This is a genomic window from Turicibacter sp. H121 (assembly GCF_001543345.1).
Taxonomy (GTDB): Bacteria; Bacillota_I; Bacilli_A; order MOL361; family Turicibacteraceae; genus Turicibacter; species Turicibacter bilis.
The window spans coordinates 449007-469589 of record NZ_CP013476.1; the positions used below are offsets into that span (position 1 = coordinate 449007).

The 20583-nt window shown below is 34.5% G+C and carries 19 protein-coding genes and 1 tRNA gene; 2 read left to right on the forward strand and 18 right to left on the reverse strand.

The features are described from left to right. Positions 1-138: 138 nt before the first annotated feature. From AT726_RS02015 to AT726_RS02025, 3 genes are all read right to left on the reverse strand, one after another. A complete protein-coding gene (locus AT726_RS02015; RefSeq protein WP_068758914.1) occupies positions 139-1086 on the reverse strand; it encodes a carbohydrate kinase family protein in 948 nt (315 codons plus the stop codon). Positions 1087-1100: 14 nt separating this feature from the next. Next, on the reverse strand, positions 1101-2573 hold the full coding sequence (locus AT726_RS02020) for a glycoside hydrolase family 32 protein (protein ID WP_068758915.1): 1473 nt from the start codon (positions 2571-2573) through the stop codon (positions 1101-1103). A gap of 97 nt (positions 2574-2670) precedes the next feature. Continuing rightward, positions 2671-4110, reverse strand: coding sequence for a sucrose-specific PTS transporter subunit IIBC (locus AT726_RS02025; RefSeq protein WP_055305984.1), 1440 nt, complete (start codon positions 4108-4110; stop codon positions 2671-2673). Between the two features lie 494 nt (positions 4111-4604). Here AT726_RS02025 and AT726_RS02035 point away from each other — a divergent pair. Next, a protein-coding gene (locus tag AT726_RS02035; RefSeq protein ID WP_411039923.1) for an IS3 family transposase occupies positions 4605-5935 on the forward strand; the annotation gives its coding sequence in 2 pieces (ribosomal slippage) (positions 4605-5006 and positions 5009-5935; 1329 coding nt in all). 42 nt (positions 5936-5977) lie between these two features. Here the strand turns inward: AT726_RS02035 and AT726_RS02040 are convergent. From AT726_RS02040 to AT726_RS02060, 5 genes are all read right to left on the reverse strand, one after another. Next, complete coding sequence (locus tag AT726_RS02040; protein ID WP_068758918.1) at positions 5978-6970, reverse strand: LacI family DNA-binding transcriptional regulator; 993 nt, start codon at positions 6968-6970, stop codon at positions 5978-5980. 63 nt (positions 6971-7033) lie between these two features. Continuing rightward, positions 7034-7124, reverse strand: a tRNA-Ser gene (locus AT726_RS02045). Between the two features lie 84 nt (positions 7125-7208). Continuing rightward, positions 7209-8483 carry an aspartate aminotransferase family protein gene (locus AT726_RS02050; protein ID WP_068758919.1) on the reverse strand — a complete coding sequence of 425 codons (1275 nt, stop codon included), beginning with the start codon at positions 8481-8483 and terminating at the stop codon, positions 7209-7211. Between the two features lie 13 nt (positions 8484-8496). After that, on the reverse strand, positions 8497-10422 hold the full coding sequence (locus tag AT726_RS02055; protein WP_068758920.1) for a peptidase U32 family protein: 1926 nt from the start codon (positions 10420-10422) through the stop codon (positions 8497-8499). A 131-nt stretch (positions 10423-10553) separates the two neighbouring features. Next, the gene (locus AT726_RS02060) at positions 10554-11711 is read right to left on the reverse strand and encodes a YecA family protein (protein WP_068758921.1); all 1158 of its coding nucleotides are present in this window, start codon (positions 11709-11711) and stop codon (positions 10554-10556) included. A gap of 476 nt (positions 11712-12187) precedes the next feature. On the opposite strand from AT726_RS02060, the gene AT726_RS02065 reads away from it, so the two are divergent. Next, on the forward strand, positions 12188-13006 hold the full coding sequence (locus AT726_RS02065) for a site-2 protease family protein (protein ID WP_055245173.1): 819 nt from the start codon (positions 12188-12190) through the stop codon (positions 13004-13006). A 38-nt stretch (positions 13007-13044) separates the two neighbouring features. On the opposite strand, the gene AT726_RS02070 is transcribed toward AT726_RS02065, so the two are convergent. From AT726_RS02070 to AT726_RS02115, 10 genes are all read right to left on the reverse strand, one after another. After that, entirely contained in the window at positions 13045-13536 is a 492-nt protein-coding gene (locus tag AT726_RS02070) for a hypothetical protein (protein ID WP_055245175.1), read from the reverse strand. Positions 13537-13538: 2 nt separating this feature from the next. Further along, the gene (locus tag AT726_RS02075) at positions 13539-13982 is read right to left on the reverse strand and encodes a DUF4430 domain-containing protein (protein WP_055245177.1); all 444 of its coding nucleotides are present in this window, start codon (positions 13980-13982) and stop codon (positions 13539-13541) included. 12 nt (positions 13983-13994) lie between these two features. Next, the gene (locus AT726_RS02080) at positions 13995-14498 is read right to left on the reverse strand and encodes an ATP:cob(I)alamin adenosyltransferase (RefSeq protein WP_068758922.1); all 504 of its coding nucleotides are present in this window, start codon (positions 14496-14498) and stop codon (positions 13995-13997) included. A 289-nt stretch (positions 14499-14787) separates the two neighbouring features. Next, entirely contained in the window at positions 14788-15591 is an 804-nt protein-coding gene (locus AT726_RS02085; protein WP_068758923.1) for a hypothetical protein, read from the reverse strand. Between the two features lie 107 nt (positions 15592-15698). Next, positions 15699-16673, reverse strand: coding sequence for an aldo/keto reductase (locus tag AT726_RS02090; protein ID WP_068758924.1), 975 nt, complete (start codon positions 16671-16673; stop codon positions 15699-15701). 115 nt (positions 16674-16788) lie between these two features. Then, positions 16789-17217: a helix-turn-helix domain-containing protein gene (locus AT726_RS02095; RefSeq protein WP_068759752.1), complete on the reverse strand. Its 429-nt coding sequence runs from the start codon at positions 17215-17217 to the stop codon at positions 16789-16791. Positions 17218-17494: 277 nt separating this feature from the next. Next, on the reverse strand, positions 17495-17752 hold the full coding sequence (locus tag AT726_RS02100) for a zinc ribbon domain-containing protein (RefSeq protein WP_068758925.1): 258 nt from the start codon (positions 17750-17752) through the stop codon (positions 17495-17497). Between the two features lie 32 nt (positions 17753-17784). Further along, a complete protein-coding gene (locus AT726_RS02105) occupies positions 17785-18762 on the reverse strand; it encodes a 5'-nucleotidase (protein ID WP_068758926.1) in 978 nt (325 codons plus the stop codon). 418 nt (positions 18763-19180) lie between these two features. Then, entirely contained in the window at positions 19181-19882 is a 702-nt protein-coding gene (locus tag AT726_RS02110; RefSeq protein ID WP_068758927.1) for a 5'-nucleotidase, read from the reverse strand. Positions 19883-19983: 101 nt separating this feature from the next. Continuing rightward, complete coding sequence (locus tag AT726_RS02115) at positions 19984-20298, reverse strand: DUF1540 domain-containing protein (RefSeq protein ID WP_055245049.1); 315 nt, start codon at positions 20296-20298, stop codon at positions 19984-19986. Positions 20299-20583 lie beyond the last annotated feature (285 nt).

Here is a 20583-nt window from a genome sequence, read left to right on the forward strand (position 1 = left end):
ACACTTTTCTTAAACGTATCAAAAGGCATAAAAAAGAGAAGTAATCTAGGTTAATTAACTTAGATGACTTCTCTTACTATTAAATTTTATCTACTATTAAGTCTCGCGATTCCTTCTTTTTTGACATCATCTATAATACTAGGCTGTAATTTCATCCCATGATGGAATGGAATCTAAAGCGCCTAATTTAGTCGTTGTTAAGGCCCCAACTTTATTCGCATTTTTCGTAAAGTCAACTAACATTGCTTCATCAGTTAGAATACTTTTTGGTTGCTCTAAATTCGCAATTTGAGATAATAATGCTCCAATAAACGCATCTCCTGCTCCAGTCGAATCAATCATCTTAACTGGCATACTTTCAACCTTATATGTTTTTTCAATTGAAACTAATGATCCTTCTTTACCTAATGTTAAGGTAACAATTTTTGCTCCTAATGCATGTAGGGCAGCAATCATTTTCTCGTGATTTTCTTCGCCTGTAATAATTTGTCCTTCTTCTTCAGACACTTTAATTAAGTCTACATGTTTAATGACTTCTTTACAATGTTTCACGAATAACGCTTGCTTATCATGATATAAGGCATCACGATAGTTTGGATCAAATGAGATAAATTTGTCATTTTTAGTTGCAAAATCAATAAAGGCTTGATAAACCTCATATAATTGAGCTCCAAGTAAAGCTGTCGCACTACCTAAGTGAACAATTTTGCAATCATTAAATGCTTCGAAATTAATTTGTTCAGGTGAAATATTTCCATCTGCACCACGCATAAACTCGAAATCACGCTCTCCGTCTTCATCAATTGAAACATAAGCAATCGTTGTTCCTAAATTAGGATCTTCAATCACATGTGACGTTCCAACTTTATAATGTTCTAATGTTTCAATTAAAAATTTTCCAAATGAATCTTTTCCAACAGCTCCTACAAATTCAGCCGATGCCCCTAATTTCACAAGAGCAGTTGCAACGTTTGCTGGCGCCCCCCCAGCTTTTTTTTGGAATTTTTCAACATCAACTAACTTTTTTCCATTTTCAAGTGAGATAAAATCAATTAATACTTCACCAGGACAGATTACTTTTGCCATATTTACACCTCTTCTTACTTATTTAGTTCCCAGATTTTTGCCTCTAATTTTGCTGTTCCATCTGTAAAGAATTCAATTCCTGTACTTTCCTCTTTCGTGAAAATTCGTGTTGAGAAGACTTCCTGTCCATCATTAACGAAGATTTCAACTGATGATGTATCAACAAAAATTTGTAGCGTTAACTTGTCTGTCTCGAATTCACATTTACGTTGTGATCCAAATTCGTCTCCGCAAGTACGACCTGATTTCGAACGATCTAAGACTAGCTTTTTATTCTGTGTATCATAATAGAAGAGCGTTTCTTCTTCTTGGCTCGTACGAAGCTTAACCCCTAGTTCCTGAGCTTCAAAGTCACTAAAATCACAGAATAATTCATAGACTTGCCCATTAAATCCGATAAATGACTTCACTTCATTTTGTAAGTGAGTACTCACCTCAACACGATTCCCTCGTAGCTGTTGTAATTCTTTTACTGGCCTTTGTAACAATTTATCACCTACTACTTCTAGCTCACGAGGTAGTGTTAAACAGTGCGCCCAACCAGATTCATCACTCACACAATCAATACCTGGGAGTCCAAACCAACCAACTAAAATGCGTCTACCTTTTGGATCAAGCATTGTCTGAGGAGCATAAAATTCAAATCCGCGATCTAACTCTGTAAATGATCCATGGTTAAATACGCCATTTTCCCAATTAATTTCTTCACCAATTAAATACCCTGATTGGAAAATATTTTGATATTTATCTCCTTCCGGTTCCATTCCCTGAGGCGATATAATCATAACACCTTTACCATTTTGAGTAAAGTAGTCTGGGCATTCCCACATAAAGCCGTTCCCTTTAAACTGGGTCTGAACTTCTCCTTTATAATTCCAATGAATTAGGTCTTTTGACTCATAGTAAACGACTGTTCCCTGATGATCATCTATTTCAGCTCCAACTAAGCAATAAAATGATTCATCAATCTTGAAAACTTTAGGGTCTCTAAAATGCTCGGTTACATTTTCAGGCGCAGCCTTAATCACAGGCTTTGGATATTTTTCAATATGCCCTTCTTTATCCATAATTGCTAAACATTGTGTTGGATAACGAACCCACTCTTCATCACGCGCATTCCCTGTATACATTAAATATAATTTTTCATCATGTTCAATCGCTGTCCCGGAAAATACACCATGACTATCAAAAGAACGATCGGGTTCTAAAGCAATCCCACAATCTTTCCAATGAACTAAATCCGTTGATGTCGTATGATACCAATACTTCACCCCATGTACAGGACCTAATGGGAACCATTGATAGAACATGTGATATTCCCCGTTAAAGTAACTAAATCCATTCGGATCATTTAATAAACCTGTAATTGGTTGATTATGATATGTTTGTCGGTAACAACACTGACTAACCTGCTGTTTTAATGCATCATACTCTTCTTTTGATACCTCTTCGATGCGTCGATAACGCTGTTCTCTCGTCCACTCCATCTTCTGCACACTCCTTAAAAAAGTAATCGTTTTATTTTATTCTTACTAATATAAACTGCTTTAATCTCCAAAGAAATTAAAGCAGTCATTTTGTTAATTAAACATTTTGTTTTTTGTTAAATAATTTGGCTAAAATCACTGTCGCAATGAATCCAATCACAAATGCGATTACTAAAGTCACCATGTATTGGATCATTGATTCTGGACGAATCACAATAACTCCAGGAATTCCTGCTGGTCCAGGAGAAACTGATAAAACCTGCATAAACGTACAGTAAGCAGAGGCAACAGCCGAACCAATTAAAGCTCCAATAAACGGATATTTAAACTTTAAGTTAACCCCAAACACCGCTGGTTCTGTAATTCCAAGTAAAGCAGATACTCCAGCTGCTGAAGCCAAGCTCTTCATCTTTGCATTACGCTTCATGAGATACATCACGGCTAAAGCAGCCGCTCCCTGCGCCACATTTGATGCTGCAACAACCGCAAAGGTTGGTGACCCGCCTAATGTTCCGATATTGGCCAAAATTTGCGTCTCAGCAGTTACTAATGAGTGATGCATCCCTGTAATTACTAATAATGGATAAGCTACACCATAGATTGCTCCCCCGACTGGGCCTAAGCTAAAGAATAACCACATTACAGCTTCTGTTAGTCCATCTCCTACCACGCGCATTGCAGGTCCAATGATGATAAATGTTAAAGCTGCCGTTAATAACACTGAAACTAATGGTGTAATGATGTTATCAAACATTGCTGGTACAATTTTACGTGATCGTTGTTCAATCTTAGCTAAAACAAATGATGATACGATAACTGGTAATACCGTTCCTTGATAACCTACTTTTGCAATCTCAAAACCAAAAATATTCCATGCTGGAACTGTACCATCTAATAAGGCTTGTCCATAATCATATCCATTTAATAAATCTGGATGAATCATGATTGCCCCAATAACAGCCCCAAGAACGGGTGTTCCTCCAAAAATTTTAGTCGCTGAGAATCCAATTAACACTGGTAAGAACGTAAAGGCTGCATTTGAGAATAAGTTAATCATCTCAGCTAAATCGGCCGTTTGCGGATAAGCTTCAACTAAAGACTTCCCTTCAATGAATAACCCTTGTGCCGTTAAGACGTTATTTAATCCCATTAATAAACCAGCAGCAACTAAAGCTGGTAAAATAGGAACAAACACATCAGCTAACGATTTTAGCATACGTTGGAAGACATTTAACTTTGATCCAGCTGCTTCTTTTAATTCTTCTTTACTAACTTCTTGAATATTAGTTACTTGCACAAACTCACGATAAACTTGATCCACAATCCCCGTTCCTAAAATAACTTGAAATTGCCCTCCATTATTAAATGTTCCTTTAACAAGATCCATTGCTTCAATTTGATCAACATCAATTTTTTTATCATCTTTTACAACAACTCGTAAACGTGTGGCACAACTTGCAACACGAATGACGTTGTTTTCCCCACCTACAAAAGCAACAATTTGTTTTGCAGCTTCAAGGTATTGATTATTTGCCATACTGATTCCTCCTCATATAAAAATGAAACGTTTCATTTTTATTCCTAAAAAAAGAAACTACTCATTCACTTAAAAATGAAACGTTTCACTTTCTATGGTATAATCATAATATATTTTTTTGTAACCGTCAACATTTTTTCAACGTTTTCAAAAAAATATTTTCATTTAGTCTAAGTTCTATCCGTTCTTACTTTTTTCATAGTATTTTTCACTTTAATGACGATTAATTCTATAAGAAGCGATCTGATTGAAACATGTTTAATGATACTAAGTCTGATATTCTATAAATCTATTTGTATATATTAAGCAACCGTCATTCAAAAATCATCAATAACACGCTCACTATGTATAGGAAAGTTACTCAGAATCTAATCCATAAAAAAAGACAGCCTCTTTTTTTAAAATGTACCCTAGAGAGTAGACAGATAAAAAAAGTCTACCCTCTAGGGTCTTTTTGGTATAATATAAACTATTAGATTTTGGGAGGATTTTAGATGAGCAAGAAGTTATTTACACCACAAGAGATTGAACAACTCAAACAAAATGAATATGTTAAGTCAGTGTCTGAAAAAGGGATTACTTATACGAAAGAATTTAAGGAGAACTTTATTATGATGAGCGAGAAAGGAAAGTTTCCACGAGAGATATTCGAATACTATGGATTTAATGTTGCGATGCTTGGCATGCAGCGTGTGAATTCTGCAGCTAAACATTGGAAACAAGCCTTTAAAACTCAGGGGCCATTAGGATTGGATGATAGTCGTACCAAGAATTCTGGAAGGCCTCTAAAACGAGAGTTAACGATAGAAGAACAATTATTACGTACGCAAGCTGAATTAGAAGTTTTAAAGATTGAGAACGAATTATTAAAAAAGTTGAGACTCATGAGAAAAATGCTCGAATAGTCTCTAAAGAAGTAAAGTTTCAAATGATTCATCAAGTAGTGAGTCAGACATCAACTAAATTTAACTCTTTAATTTCTCATTTATGCGATAGTCTTGGTGTTTCAAGATCAGGTTATTATCGTTATTTTTCGTCATGTGCTGAAGAAGCACGTTTAAAGCGATTAAAAGAGGAACAACAACGTTTAGAAGTTATTCAACAGGCCATTCATTTCAAGGGACGAAAAAACAAGGGAATTCGCCAAGTAGCGATGGTTCTTAAAGGAGAATTCAACATCGCCTTTAACCTAAAATCTATTCATCGAATCATGAAAAAATATGGATTATTGAGTCAAGTTCGTCGCAGCAATCCCTATCGTAAACTCGCTAAAGCGACGCAAGCACATCGCGTCTGTCCAAATCTTGTTAACCGTCAATTTAGGCCATCAGAACCTTACAAAGTTCTATTAACCGATATCACTTATTTAAAATATGGAAAGGGTCAGACTGCCTATCTCTCGACCATTTTAGATAGTGCAACGAATGAAGTTTTAGCTTTTCAATTAAGTGATAATTTAAAGATAGATTTTGTTCTCCAAACACTGAACCAACTTGAAGAAAATCCGACTGTCCAATTAACGAAAGAAACGATTATTCACTCCGATCAGGGCGTGCACTATACGAGTCCACAATTTTCGAATCAATTAAAGGAATTGGGAATTCAACAATCGATGTCTAGAAAGGGTAATTGTTGGGATAACGCTCCACAAGAATCATTTTTTGGGCATCTAAAAGATGAAGCAGATATAACAAATCAACTGACATTTGATGATTTACTCATTGAAATTGAAGATTATATGGATTACCATAACAACTTTAGATATCAATGGAATTTAAATAAGCTGACTCCTGTAGGATACAGAAATCAGCTTCAAGTTGCTTAGTTTTTTTTCTTTGTCCTTGACAAAGGGTACAGATTATTTCGATTAGCTGTCTTTTTGTCGTTTCGTTGTATTCCCTTGGATAAAGTGTACAGGTAAAAGAATTTCTTTTTCAATCGTTTCTTTATTAATCAAATGAATGATTGCTGCAACACTCTCTTTAGCTATCTCTTCAATCGGTTGACGAATCGTTGAAATTTCAATTTGATCATGTTTAGAGGATTTCACCCCATCAAAACCAATAATCTGTACGTCATCTGGAATTGAAATTTGATGTTTTTCTAAAAAATTAATCACTTCTAAAGCATAGGCATCTGTTACGGCAAAGATTCCATCAATTGAATGTTCTTTAATAATTTTTTCTAGTAAAAACTGCTCCATTTTCTCATGAAACTCAGATTGACTGCCAATTAAATCAAAGATCTCATAGGTCTTTTGATATTTTTCGCAGTAATCAATAAATCCTTTTTTTCGATTCCTTGTTGTATTTTCTTTCTTAGAACCAGCTCCGATAAAACACAGTGATTGACATCCCGCTTCATCTAAATGTTTTGCGGCTAACTGGCCACCTAAGAAGTTATCACTACTCACATAAGGTACTTCATCATTAAAAAAGCGGTCAATACTGATCAATGGAATATTCGATGAAACATAATGTTCAATATCACTATATGTAATCGCAATAATCCCATCTACTTGATTCTGTTTTGCCATCGTCAGATAAGATAATTCGGTTAAATAGTCACCTTCGGAATTACAAAGAATCATTTTATACTCATGTTGTCTTAAATTTTTTTCAATGTTATAAGCCAATTCACCAAAGAAAGGATGCCAGACGGTTGGTAAAATGAGTGCCACCGTATTCGTTCGGCTAACTTTCAAACCACGCGCATAGACATTTGGCTGATAATTTAGTTCTTTGATAGCCAATTCAACCGCCTGTTTCGTTTTTGGCTTTACTTCAATATTATTAATCACTTTCGAGACAGTTCCAACCGAGACACCAGCTCGTTTGGCTACCTCTTTTATCGTTGACACGTTTCAATCACACCTTTATTTATCCTAATGATCGATTATGAACCTCTCATATTATTTTCATACTGGCGGAAAGGAAGGGATTCGAACCCTCGCGACGATTTCTCGTCCTAATGCCGTTCCAAGACATCCTCTTGAGCCACTTGAGTACCTTTCCATCTTTAAATTATATCATGCCATTATCTTTTAGAATAGGTTGTTAGAAAAAAGAGTACTCAGTTTAAGAGTACTCTCTATCCTTTTATTGAAGTTCTGCTAATACCTCATCTAACTCATGAAGTAATGTTTGAACATTTGCTTCCGTAATGACTAGTGGCGGTTGGAAGGCTAATACATTTCGATTTAATCCATTCTTTCCAACGATAATCCCACGATCCTTTAACTTTTCTAAAATGACATCTGTTTCCTCTGAAGCAGGTTGTCCGTCTTCTTTAACTAGCTCCGCCCCTAACATTAAGCCGATGCCACGAACATCTTTAATTAATGAATATTTAGCTTGAAGAGCAATGAGTCCCTCTTTTAACATCTCTCCTAAATGAGCGGCTGTCTCACATAACTCATATTTTTCAATATAATCAAGCACGGCAAGCGCAGTCGCAGATGAAACAGGATTTCCCCCTAATGTCGATGCCGATGGTTTAGTAAAAGCCTTTGCTACTTCATCCGTCGTACAGAATGCTGAAATTGGCATCCCATTTCCTAATGCTTTGGCCACTGTCATAATATCAGGCACCACATCGTAATGCTCAATCGCAAACATTTTACCAGTTCGTGCAAATCCAGTTTGAACTTCATCAATAATTAATAAAATTCCATTATCTTCTAATAATTGTTTTAACTCTTTAAAGTACCAAGCAGGTGGAGTAATAATTCCCCCATTCCCTTGAATCGGTTCTGCGATTAGGGCTGCAATATGATTAGCACCGCGTGCTTGAATAATTTCTTTGATGCTTTCAATTGACGCTTTTGCAGCTTGTTCTAAATCAGTGTTACTATCCCACACCGTTTTTGCAAAGTGAACCTTAGGTGATAAATCTGGATCTGCTCGCCACATTGGTATTCCTGTTGCACTCATCGTTAAGTAGGTACGTCCATGTAGGCCATTCTCTAACGCGATAAACTCATTTTTTCCTGTATATAAACGTGCAAGTAACATTGCCCCTTCATTTGCTTCAGAACCTGTACAACAGAAGAATGAACGTCGTAAATCACCCGGTAAGACCGAAGCAAGTTTCTCAGCTAACTGAACCATTTCCTCTGTTAAATAAATAATCGTCGTATGCTGTAAGGTTTGCATTTGTTGAATCGTCTTTTCTAAAATTTCTGGATTACAATGCCCACAGTTCATCACCGAAACACCCGCAAAGAAATCTAAATATTCTTTTCCTTGATCATCATATAAAAATTGCATACTTCCTTTTACGATTTGCGGAGGATTCGCATAAAAGTGATTACGATGAGATGACGGAAGTAAGAATTCTTTCTTTTTCTCAATTATTTGATTAGCGCCAATCATTAATGACCTCTCCTTAATTAAAATTTAATGCTCCAAGCGTAAACCCTAAATGATCATAGTTTAATGATTTAAATAGATTCTGACACTCTTCTAAATTTGTAATTGCTTTTTTATACGTTTGAATAATCATTCTTAACGTCTCTAATTCATAATGACATCCTTCAATTCTAAATGTCTTTACACCTAATTCATGAAGTGATTTTAATAATGGTAAATAACACAATTCTTTTGATAATAACATGTGATTATTTCCTTTATTATCGCGATAAACAGGATGTTCATTATTTTTATCATCAATTAAAAGTAATGGTCTGGCATCTTGATACTGACGCCCTTTCTGTTCACTTGGTGCCATCACTTTTGTATTTTCATATAAATCATGACTCATATACATGACAACTGGTGAACCATGAACAACCATTTCCATCGGTAATTGAGTTTGAGTCACTAATTCTTTTGTATTTTTAACTGGTGACTCATTTGAAATAGTTCCTGTGCTTAAACCTAATTGCTGATAAAAGTTAGCTGCAATTGCATTATAGATATTTAAGGCATGGTCCCCTCGCATTGAATATCCTAATGACCCAAACTTATGCATGCTTCCTAAGTTTGTCACGAGTAGTCCATCAATTCCTAAATCTTGATCCGTCAATAAATGTTGATATCTTGCAAAATCATCCTCATACATCATGGTCGGTAACCCTAAATAAATTTTTGATTGTCCTTTTTGTGAAGTTAAATCTTTAATTTCCTTTTTACTAAACGGCAAATTAGGTTGGAAAACCTCGCCCGATAAATAAATATAATCGACACCCTCTTCAATGGCCATTAAAGCAGAGGCGTAGTTATTTACTTTTACACTTAATGTTGGTTGATGATGTGAGATTCCCTCAATAGTGAATGCCTCTTGAATTTCTTCGACACGCTTTTGTGTTAGATCAAGTTCATTAACTGGTTTACTAAAGACTTTCCCCGTACTATAAAATTTTCCAGTCCCCTCGTAACGTTCATTAATATTACTTAAACCTGGTTTTCCAAACGCATAAGCTGTCGAAAAATCACGTTTACGATTATTAAATAATGTCTGAGATTCTTTTTTACGGTCATAGACGATAGGATCATCAATGTATCGATCAATCGCATCGCGATAACTATTAATAATCCCAATTAAATACTCTGCATCTCTCATACGCCCTTCAATCTTAAATGAAACAACTCCGGCATCAATTAATTCTGGAATATGTTCATACATATACATATCTTTCACTGCCATCGGGAAAGTTGTATTATATTGTAAATTCCCATGATTAATTTTATATCCCCAACGACAAGGTTTCATACATCGTCCACGATTACTACTATTTCCAAACAAAATTCCACTATATGTACATTGTGCCCCATGCGCCACACACATATCACCATGAACAAAGTACTCAAACTCCATATCTGTTTGAACAGAGAATAATTTGACAGTGTTTAAATCAATATCTCGTGATGTCACTACACGCGTCACACCTAGTTCACGTAACTTTTTAATCGTCTCTAAGTTATGAACATTCATCATGACTGATGCATGAATATTTAACTTTAACTTTAACTTCTGCACGAGCGCAATAATACTCATATCTTGTACAATAATCGCATCTGGAGCTGCTGATTCTAAGAAACGTAAATAATGCTCTGTCTCTAGCAGATCTTCAGAGCTTAATAAATTATTTACCGTGACATAAACTTTCTTTCCAAGTTCATGTGCCATCTGAATTGCTTTGACAATCTCATCATTCGAAAAATTAAAATCTTTACGATGCAGACGCATATTTAAAATTTTTCCACCTAAATAAAATGCATCTGCTCCACTATGAAGAATCTGCTTGAAAATTTCAAAATTTCCTGCCGGCGCAAGTAATTCGACTTCTTGCTGATTAAAATATCGACTCATATAACTCCCCTTATACTTTAATAAAATATCTCCTCTATTATATCATTTTTTCGACTTAATTCTAAGTCATCCACATAAGACCTACAAAAAAACACCAATGAGCAAAAGGCTCTACTGGTGTTTTTTCGACATTAACGTCCACAACATTTTTTATATTTTTTACCACTTTCGCATGGACATGGCTCATTACGTCCAACTTTTGTTGATTTCATTGGATTAATCATTGGGACAACGACTTGATTAGATTGTGCGTCATTTAACGAAGTAGCTTCTTGATCCACTTGACGGAATCCTTTACTTTCCCATGTGCGTGCATAGTTGAAAGCATCCATTAATAAAATCATCAATGCTTGTCCAACATTGTATGATTCAATTTCAATTCCACGACTTTCAAGTGCCATAAAAGCTAATTTCGCTTGATATTTATAAGTGAAGGCGACACCCATTTCATGTGCAATTTCACGTGCCACATTTACATCATCACAAATATTTTCAGAAATGAATTTGCAAACTTGTTCTAGTTGTGGTGTCCACTCCCCTTGATCTGTACCAAATTGCATAACCTCTTCTTTCGTTGGCATGTAATAAGGTTTATCTTGTTGCATGTCATATAGTGCAACAGCATCCATCTCTGAATCAATTAATAATACATCGCTTACTAATAATGGACCGAATGATTGAACATCACCCTTGAATGTTAGTTTACAGAATAACACGTTTAATGCTTCTTCTGCTGTTAATTCTGGTGCTTCATATTGATTGAACACTGAAATTAACTGATTGAACTCACAAACTCCATATAAATTTACTAGAGCCTTCATATATAAGTAAACTAAATCAACTCGAACTTTAGCCTCTTCTAAAGCTGCTTGATCAATTGATTGGTAAGCCTCTTTTACCACTTCTGGCATCACATAAACAACCTCTTTACCATTCATAACTGGTAAAACATATCCTAGGCTATATAAAATATGAACGCATCCGCTCATGACATCATCAACAGATACATACGTTTCATTTGCGAGCATTACGAAATCACTCATCATGACGTCATCTAATCCACAAAGAATATACTCTAAGCGAGCTGAATCTGCTAATGTTGATTTGATACGCTCAATTAATCCACCTTTAGCTAATGATGAACATCCTTTTAAACCATGTGCATCCACGATTGCTTTTAATTCAGGTTTCTTTAATTTATTTAAAATTGTTTCAAAACTCTCATCATAATTACATTTAATCGCATTGGCAATCATCGATTCTTTAATAATATCATTCATATTTTGCATCAGTAATCCCACCTTACAAAAGAAAAGTCAACTCGAAATTTATACTGTACCATATAATAATTCAAATTGCAAAAGAAAATAATATAAAACGCCTCTACATTTCACTCACATTTTGTTGCTTTTCCACGAATTAACCACGAAAAATGTAGAAAAATATATTTTTTAGCTTATAAATTCTCCGTTAAAAATGCAAACTATTCGTATTATACAAAAAAAAGGAGTGAAATAAATGGCTTTGTTATATTTTTTTGAAATGTTATACACACTTATGAATTATTGGGAGCTATTTTTTCCTAATTTTTCAAATTTATTTTAACTTCTCTTACAAATTGTTCCAACATATGACACTCAACTAAAAAGTTATCTTTCTTAATCGCTAGACTTTCTCCCCCCAATGTTTCATATTCAACACTTATATTTTAAATTTAATTGCATATATTGTATCAATTCGGTTAATGCAAACAAGGGGGGATATGATGGCGATTTTTTGGTATATTCTAATTGCCTACATTAGTATTTTTATTCATGAAATGGGGCATTATTCATCTGCCTATTTCTTTGGTGTTAAAGCCACTGACGTTATTACAGGCATGGGATTTAAAATTATCTCCTTCAAAACAAAATATACGACCTTTACCTTTAACATTATTCCTGGGGGTGGGGTCACCATCTATCCACAAAGTCAAGAATTAAAGCTCTCTCGATATAAGCAATTTATCATTTTAGGATCAGGTGTCACCTTCAACTATCTTGCTGCTATTTTGGCCACAACTTTCTATTTTGAAACCTCGCTTTTAAATGGTTTTATGGCCTTTAATGAAATGATTTTCAACTTTATTCAAACCCTTTTCACCCTATTTTCCTTTAACGATATGGTAACTCCACAAGTAGGTATGACCGATTCGCTAGAGCTCATCGCCAACCAATTTACAACCATAAAATTTATTCTCTTCATCTTCATTTTTATGAATCTATTACTCTTTCTCTTTAACCTTCTCCCCATCCCATTCTTTGACGGTGGCCAAATGGTATCACTCTATACTGATCCATTATTATATAAAATCGGTATCTCAGCCAAACAACTCAATTTAATCAAAACAAGCATCAACCAACTCGTAGGTATTCTACTCATCACTATCGCCTGCTTACCAATCATCAATGAAATTCATCTCTACCTCACGCAAAACCATCTCTCCACCCAAGTCATGATTAAGTGGGCACTCATCATTATCGGAACAATTTTGATTAAACGACTTCTCACTTCAATTATTCAGCATTTTAAACTTAATAAATAAAGGTCTGAGCCACTAATTAGCATCAGACCTTTTAATTTTCAACTCATCTTTTTAATCACTTTTGAAAGTGGTGGATATAAAAATAACGTCGCTAAAAATGTGCTTAATCCATTTCCAAGTGACACTTGAAAACCAAGTAACAAACGAATCCAAAGTGCTTTCCATGTCATTCCACTCAGCATCATAAAAGGTAAATCAATTAATGTTCCACATAAAAAGGCTAAAATAAACCCTAAAACTGCTAAAGAGTATTCAGATTTAAATCGTTTCCCAAACACGTGATAAAGCAATGTATAACTAGGAAAGACAAGTAAGTACATAAGTGTCCATAGTTGAATCCCATAAACCATCAATAGTAATAAACAAAATAATAATACAGTCAAAAAAGCATGTTTCTTCGGAAGCGTCACACTATACAATAGCACAGTGAAATTAAAGAGTTCGACATACATGACCATTGAACCACAGCTATAAATGATAAATAAGAGTGTCGCCAATAGCGACACTCTTGTCATTTCTTTCACACTCATTCTTACCAACCCATGTTACTTGTATAACTGAATGTTACCATATCTCCATCGTGAATCATTAAGCTATCAACACCTGGTGCTTGTCCAATTGGCATCTCTAATCCTTGAGAAGGTGATTCATAACTATACATCCACCAAGGGCCTGTTGCTCCATTTTCCTTTGCACTTAATCCTAAAAATCCAGTAATATACAGCCCATACTCAGACTCTTCTGCTTCTAGCTGTAACTCGTCTTTATACTGTACTAAAACGTCACCTAAAGAATCAGCATCTGTTTTTAATACTTTATTCTCTAATAACGTTTCTTTGGTCTCATCATTTAAGATCGTAATCGTAATGGATTTATCTCCCTCTTGTTTGTTCATCGGTGAAATAGTAAATCCAATCACGACAACGGCTACAATCGCTACCAATGCGATTAATGCCTTTTTCACATTCAATTTCATGAAAACTCCTCCTTAATACGATTTTGAGATAAACTCAACTTCATCAACTTCAAATACAGCATTCACTTCAACAGAGAAAGCAAATAATAAATTAGCAATCAAATTAGCAAAATCAATGACCAACTGCGGAACATCTAGCCCGTCTTGCTCTAATAAATATAAATTACGAACAACTTGCTTCGCTTGACATCTTGCAATATGATACCAAGAAGAAACTTCATGCCCTGTCGGATAAACAAAACGATTCAGACGTTCCTTATTTTTTTCCTTTAACGTATGAAGCATGTCTAACCCTTTGTTCAGGTCCTCCTCACTGACGGCTAAGCGACCTCGAATCGATCCATTTAAATGTAAGACCATCTCCATTAACCACCATGTCTCTTCCTTAAGTGGGGTGGATAAAGAACAAATCATCCCAAGTGTTGATGATAATGTATCCGTTAATACTTCATGGTCCACTAAACGACCTTTTTCGTTTAAAAAAGGATACGCAATTAAATCCCAATTTTGACTCATGATTTTACCTCTCCCTACGTTTTATGCATGCCTTTCAATATTATTCCACTTCACTCTGTTAGTTGCTATCCTATTATAGCGAAACCATTAAAAACTAACAACTATGAAAAATAAAAGAAAAGAAATTTTTAAAATCTCGTATTCTTATTAATAAAATAAGCCATAATAAAAATGGTACACTTTCATATCTTCTAATTATGTGATAAAAGACGTTGGTGTCTTCGCATCACAATAGATTCTTCCTTGAATAAAGCAGTATAAAAAAACACTGAAAACATTCAGTGTTTTTTTATTTGATAAAATATTGCTTTAAACGGACATCATACATCATATAAACAAGGGTCTCCTGATTCAGGTAGGTATAGTTTACACTCTTAAATTGATAATCATCCCAATTAGTACTTGGTAAACTAGATGTTGTTAAAAGTGAACTTTGATGCTGACTTTCAATTTCTAATGGACTATATAATGTATAAGTTTCTCCGTCTTCATCTTCAAATGTATACATCACACTTTGGAGATTATAATCTGAATTATTTCTTAAATACGTCTGTAACACGACCTCGTCATCCTCTTTTTTCAGTAACGTAGCCTCCACAAACTCAATCTCTTCTACTTTAACTAATGGATCAATCATTTCTTGTTTAGTTAATTGATTGTAAGTATAAAAATCCCGTCCAACATCGTAGGTCACAACGGTCTCTTGGTAATCATCATCAACCATTTTAATCGTAAAGCGCGTCATTTTAAGATCATCTATCTGTAAACTACTTGGTCCAACACAACGAATCCACCCACTTATATCATTTGGTTGTAATGTATCTTGCGTCACAATGGTCGTATGCCGACCATTTTCTAACTCTACCTCAATCGTTAATCCTTTAATCGTATGCTTAGAATTATTTTTTATTCTTGTTTGATAGATAGCTAAATCACTACCTTCTTCTTGTTCAACAGATGCATCAATAAACTCAATTTCTCCAACACGAATGTAATGTCGGTCCACTTTTCCATCTGGTACCTCCATCTGACAACCACAGAGCCCTACGATGGCTACAAGTAATAACAATAATCTAATTTTTTTCTGTTTCATCTATCTTCATCCCTTTTGACTTTTCTACTATTAAAATGAACTCAAATACATAAAGTTATACCCCTCTCCCCTAATAAAAAAAGCAAGAGCGATTCGCTCTTGCTACCTTATAATAATTTTCTTCCTAAACCACTGTTATATAATCGATACCACTGTTCTCGTGTTAATGTCACCTTCATCGCTTCACAAATCGCCTGTAAGCGAGCAGGCGTCTTCGTTCCAACAATCGGCTGAATTTGTGCAGGATGACGCAATAGCCAAGCGACCATAATCGCTTCACGACTCACTCCATATTCATTAGCATACAACTGAATGAGTTTAATCATCTCTTCATGTTCTGATGACACTTCCTCTTGTGTTAAAGAACCCCCTGCTAGCGGTGACCAGGCTTGCAACGTGATTTGATGATGACGACAATATTCCAGTGTTCCTTGACTTCGATAATCTAACGGATTCACTAGTGAATTGACATTCAATCCTTCATCAATTAGATTAGATTGTAATAACGACAGTTCCATCTGGTTGGCAACTAATGGTTCATCTAAATAAGACTGTAAGAAGTCAATTTGTGCCCCATTATGGTTACTAACTCCAAAATAACGAACCTTCCCACTTTCTTTAAGTTTAGAGAAGGCTTTAGCTACCTCCTCAGGCTCCATTAAGGTATCTGGTCGATGTAATAATAAACTATCTAAATAATCAACCTTTAAACGACTTAAGATACCATCAACTGAATGCATAATATGTTCATAACTAAAGTCATAATGCGGAGCCGATCCTTCATATAAATCATTCATTAAACGAATCCCACATTTAGATTGGATAAAAATTGATTCACGGTCTACTAATTTGGCATCCCAAATCGAAGAAAATACTGTTTCGGCTTTTCCACCCTTATAAATATCAGCATGATCAAAGAAATTAATCCCTTGTTCTAATGCCGCCTCAACTGCTTTTATAGCTGCCACTTCATCTGATTTTGTTAGCGGTATCTTAGCATTCCATTCTCCACCTAATCCCATACATCCTAAAGCAATTTGTGAGACCATTAAATCACTTTTTCCTAATTGTATTTTCTTCATAATAAACCCCTTTCCTCATCAACTTAACATCCATTATATCCTATATCAAACCACAATTAAACAAAAATGACAGACGTTTTCACATCTGTCACTTTTATTCCTCTGATTTCCTCAATTATACCTTTAATAAATCATCAAATGATTGCTTTTGTTCTGATAAAATATAGGCATCAATATCTTTTTTGATAAATCGCCATTCACGGCCGACTTTATGGCCTTTTAAACGGCCATCTTTAATCATATTATAAATGGTTTGATGACTAACTCTTAATAACGAAGCCACTTCCGAAAGCGTTAAAATCTCACGCTCGTCTTCTTTTGTCACTAATGATTGTGTCCGTTTGTTCGCTCCAGATTCACTAAGCGTTTCACTTAGCTTTTGAAGAACGAGTACATCAGTCGACTCCAGCGTTGTATCACCACAGCAAGGACAAACATAAACAGTAATTCCCTCAATATGTAACTTTAAGTTTCCAAATCCAGACTGTATTGATGTCGTCTTGACCTCTAACTCATGTAAACATTTCTGACAAACTTTTTTCATAGCCTCACTCCCCTTCTCCATTCACTCTCCATTCTTAGTTGACTTCTTGATTCACTCACATAAATCTAATCTGATAACCCAACGACTTACTCTTCCTTGAATTAAGATAAAAACTCCTATTGATTAGTACTAATTACAAAACATTATAAACTAATTTTTTCCATTTTTAAAGAGTTGTGTCCTGAAAAAATATAAAATTAACACGAAAAATAAGTTGACAGTTCACTTTTTTTTATTCAAAAAAGGTTAAAATCCAGAATAGATTTTAACCTTTTAACTATTTCCAACGTTTTAATGTTTTTAATTGTAAACAAAGTACCTGTTTTGTTAACCACTTTTGAAATTTATTCCCTGGCGATTGATTCACTATTTTTGAAATTTGTTGTTTCATTTCATCAATTGTTAAATTGGGAAGAATAAATTTCCCATTACGATAACATAAATAACAATATTCTTGAGAGAAGGTTCCATTATTTTCGTTCCCTAAAATACGTTCATTTAATGGTAAACCACAACTTTGACAAACTTTCTCCATTTTAATTCACTTCCTTCTTGATGAAATTACTACTAGGATTGTTCGCCATGATGTTCATAATGTTCGTGATTTTCATGATACTCCGGTTGTTGCTCAACTTGATGTTGTTGAAATTGATGTAATTTGGAATCTGATTTATAAGGAACGCGGCCTGAGGGAATCAATTGTGAAGCAGGACCTACATGATAATCTTGGTCATCAAAGAAAATATGTGCATTAAAGGCTTTTAAAACTTTATCCTTGGCAACGCCCCCTAAGAAGAACATCTCATCTATTTTACATCCCCATTTGCGTAACGTTAAAATAACACGTTTATGAGCCGGTGAATTTCTCGCCGTCACAATCGCAATTTTTAGTAGTGAATCATCTTTTTCTTTAATTTTAGAAAGTGTCTTCAATAATTTCGCAAATGGACCTTCATTCATTGCATTTTCAGCATTTGCATTTTCGTTTTCATAGAAAGCTTCTAATCCTTCTTGTTTATAAATTAATTCAGATTCATCAGAGAACACAACCGCATCTGCATCAAAAGCAATACGGATTTCTTTTTGGTTTGGATGATAATCACGAGGTGCATCATAAACTAGAGCAGCTGCAACCCCTTGATCAATCGCATCTTGAACTTCTTTTTCATTACGAGATAGAAATAGATCAATATTAAATGCCTCTAAATAAGGGTGTTTAGCCTCCCCACCCGTAAAGGCTGCTCGGACAATATCTAATCCATATTCTGAGATACTATTAAAAACACGCAATCCTGTCTCTGGACTATTACTTGATAAAATAATCACCTCAACAATTGGCTCTTCAAACTTCTCATTTAAGCTTAGTAAAGCTTCAATTAACGGAAAAGCTGTCCCCTTTGGTAAGACAGTATTCTCATGCTCAATTTGATAATGTGTATATGCTTCAATTCCATTGTTCTCAAAAATTTGATTTTCATGTTCAAGATCAAATAAAGCACGACTTGAAATTGCCACCACTAACTTATCGCTTAAATCATATGCCACCTTTACTCACCTCTTACACTCATATTTAACATTATATGTGGATAACTTTATACACTCATTATATATATTTTTTCCCATTTTATCAATATAAGTCAACTGATGTCTAATATAAAAAAGCTGTTGTTTACTCTAAAATCCCCTTCTAAAACAATATAATTAATGTTAAACACCTTTCTTTGAAATTAATCAACAATGAACGTTAATCGTATTAAATAGACAAAGCAACCAAAAATTAACCTTAAATACTAAAAAAACTATCTCTAAAAGCTCCCATATAAATTCATAAATTAAGTTACTTGATAACGCCATCAATATTAAATAATGTTCATCAAGTGACTCATGATAATGTCCCGCCTCATCTATGCTTTCTAATCGTCTGTTCCAAAAATGATATGCCACCTTCTAAAGCATACTTGCTTCAAAAATCAATATTTAAAATACATTCAGAGTTTGGGAGAGGTGATAGTGGTTCCCGCTGCTCTCCTTCAAAATAAATATGAACGTTATATAACTCCATTAAATCAGCGCCCTTTCCGGAGGCAATAAAACAAACTGCATTAATCTTACATTGAGCGTCTTTAAACAACTCCTTTATCCAACGATCGACACTATATGAACGAGTCGTCATCAGTTCAATCGATAAAGATTGTTTATCTTGTTGTTGAATATAACCTAATAGTGGAATCCACTTGCCAAGACCACTATAAGTGACCTGATCTAAAAACAAACGATGATCAAAGGCAATACTTAAGGTTGAAATCGGAATTTTATTCGAGATTACACCTGCTAAAATTCCCACTGCTTGCGCTTTTGCAACCATGAACTCATCAGCAGAGAAATACACTTCCACTTCTAATGCTTGTAAATAAGAAATTAATGACTCCCCTCCTGTAAAAATAACTTTATCAATATTTAATTGGTGAACAGATAAGCTTTCAAAAACCATTGGGGAAATAGATGGATTATCGGCTGAAAAAATGAAGATTTCAATAATTTGATGATTGAATTTCATTAATTGTTGTAAAAAAGAAAATAAAACTCCCTTTACATAAGTTCCCTCACACACTTCATTCATCTGAAATACAGCACGTAAATCTACTCCAATCTTCAACATCTCCATCTAATTCGCTCCCCTAACATATGTATGACAGTATATGAAGATTCCTCTATCATTTAGAACTTCCCTTAAAGAAAAAAGGCTTCTCTATAGAAGCCCTCTTTTTAATGTTGTTCAAATGTTTCGCAGCTAGCTGTCACATGATTAATTTGAACGTCTTCAGCATAACATTTTTGATGATCATTATGTTTACAATGACAGGCACTACATTTAATATTATTAACACCTGCTTTCTTAGGTGCAGCATTAAATTCTGTCGCAAATTCGGCGTCTGCTTTTAAATCTTGATCAGCAAAGCTTTTACATAATGTTTCATCTGTTGTTAATGCATGTGTTCCTCGAACATTGACAACTCCAGCATAGCAATTTCCATTATTATCATTATGTACACAATTATGTGCACCGCATTTGATTGACATAATACAACCTCCATTTGTGGCAACTATATAGTTTACCTCATGTATTTTCCCCTTTATTGATACAAAATATTCTCCTTTCATGAAGATAAAATTGATACAAAACGATTTTTTTACTTAAAATTTGACTTTTTTTATTTCTATAATCATTTTACTTTTCAAATCAAAAATTGCATGTTAAAATAAAGTCACTTTTATAAGTTAGACCTTATTTGAACGTTTTGTAGGTAGGTAGGTTTAGAAAGTTATAAAAGAAGTATAGGTAGAAACATTTAACAAAAAAGTTAA

Coding starts and splice junctions, on each gene's coding strand:
- AT726_RS02015 (WP_068758914.1), bottom strand. CDS start 1,086: ATGGCAAAAGTAATCTGTCCTGGTGAAGTATTAATTGATTTTATCTCA.
- AT726_RS02020 (WP_068758915.1), bottom strand. CDS start 2,573: ATGGAGTGGACGAGAGAACAGCGTTATCGACGCATCGAAGAGGTATCA.
- AT726_RS02025 (WP_055305984.1), bottom strand. CDS start 4,110: ATGGCAAATAATCAATACCTTGAAGCTGCAAAACAAATTGTTGCTTTT.
- AT726_RS02050 (WP_068758919.1), bottom strand. CDS start 8,483: ATGATTGGCGCTAATCAAATAATTGAGAAAAAGAAAGAATTCTTACTT.
- AT726_RS02055 (WP_068758920.1), bottom strand. CDS start 10,422: ATGAGTCGATATTTTAATCAGCAAGAAGTCGAATTACTTGCGCCGGCA.
- AT726_RS02060 (WP_068758921.1), bottom strand. CDS start 11,711: ATGCAAAATATGAATGATATTATTAAAGAATCGATGATTGCCAATGCG.
- AT726_RS02065 (WP_055245173.1), top strand. CDS start 12,188: ATGGCGATTTTTTGGTATATTCTAATTGCCTACATTAGTATTTTTATT.
- AT726_RS02070 (WP_055245175.1), bottom strand. CDS start 13,536: ATGAGTGTGAAAGAAATGACAAGAGTGTCGCTATTGGCGACACTCTTA.
- AT726_RS02075 (WP_055245177.1), bottom strand. CDS start 13,982: ATGAAATTGAATGTGAAAAAGGCATTAATCGCATTGGTAGCGATTGTA.
- AT726_RS02080 (WP_068758922.1), bottom strand. CDS start 14,498: ATGAGTCAAAATTGGGATTTAATTGCGTATCCTTTTTTAAACGAAAAA.
- AT726_RS02085 (WP_068758923.1), bottom strand. CDS start 15,591: ATGAAACAGAAAAAAATTAGATTATTGTTATTACTTGTAGCCATCGTA.
- AT726_RS02090 (WP_068758924.1), bottom strand. CDS start 16,673: ATGAAGAAAATACAATTAGGAAAAAGTGATTTAATGGTCTCACAAATT.
- AT726_RS02095 (WP_068759752.1), bottom strand. CDS start 17,217: ATGAAAAAAGTTTGTCAGAAATGTTTACATGAGTTAGAGGTCAAGACG.
- AT726_RS02100 (WP_068758925.1), bottom strand. CDS start 17,752: ATGGAGAAAGTTTGTCAAAGTTGTGGTTTACCATTAAATGAACGTATT.
- AT726_RS02110 (WP_068758927.1), bottom strand. CDS start 19,882: ATGGAGATGTTGAAGATTGGAGTAGATTTACGTGCTGTATTTCAGATG.
- AT726_RS02115 (WP_055245049.1), bottom strand. CDS start 20,298: ATGTCAATCAAATGCGGTGCACATAATTGTGTACATAATGATAATAAT.